The 811-nt window shown below is 44.6% G+C and carries 1 protein-coding gene; it reads right to left on the bottom strand.

Going from position 1 to position 811, the window contains the following annotated elements; genetic code table 11:
- Positions 1 to 66 precede the first annotated feature (66 nt).
- A complete protein-coding gene (locus tag Y887_RS17950) occupies positions 67 to 540 on the bottom strand; it encodes a hypothetical protein (protein WP_157004359.1) in 474 nt (157 codons plus the stop codon).
- Positions 541 to 811: the final 271 nt, after the last annotated feature.

The raw sequence follows: 811 nt of genomic DNA, 5'->3' as shown, positions 1-811 counted from the left end.
TCGTATTACCGATGGCCCTAGAAGTGGAGACGATGTGTTCTAGGGCCGTTTTATAGTGCAAATTGGCTAGTGGCGGGGGAATTTTTCGCCTTCTTTGGCCGCCTCTCCGAAATCCTTGTAGAAATCGTCCATGGAACGGCCCATCTTGCTATTGCCGTTTTCATCAATCATCGTGATGCCGTAGATGATGTTCAGTTCACGAATAGCATTAAGTTTGGCTGACGCCGCGACTTCTGGATCACGCACAAGCTTGACCAAATTGTGAATTGCACCTTTTACGCTCCACAAATCCTTGAGTGGCATCTCTTCCATACGCTTTTTGAAGCGCATTTTGTAGTATGGGTTGCGTTGCGCGCAAAGGATTCGCTGGCCAGTGTAGTTATCCGTTGCAACTTCCATTCCAAATACTAGTGCAAAAGCTGCGCGCATGTCATGGCCCTGAATAACAAGGTCAATGAACTCATCGAATAAAGCCTGATTGTGCTCTGCAAATCGCGGGTCTTCAAAGTCTTCAGGCATCGCTACATAATCTTGACTCATAGTGCAAAATCCCATAGTGCAAATTAATAGTGTGAATTATACAATGGATGGACATTATATTCAAGTGCAGATTGATGTTCATTATGGCTATAAACGTACACAAATCACAGTGCTGAATGGATAACGGACCGTGGTGCGTGGTGTACTGTTTGATACGTATAAAAGAAATCCATCCCTTTTGTCGCTTGTTATGCAAAACAAAGACTTAGCCGCTGCTGGCTGGTTGAAGCGTATCATGACGTATCATCCGTATTGCCGCAAGTCTTTGTTT

Origin of the sequence: Xanthomonas pisi DSM 18956 (assembly GCF_001010415.1) — a bacterium.
GTDB classification, from domain to species: Bacteria; Pseudomonadota; Gammaproteobacteria; order Xanthomonadales; family Xanthomonadaceae; genus Xanthomonas; species Xanthomonas pisi.
Note: the sequence above shows the minus strand (reverse complement) of the source record. Positions and strands in the feature narration are given on the sequence as shown.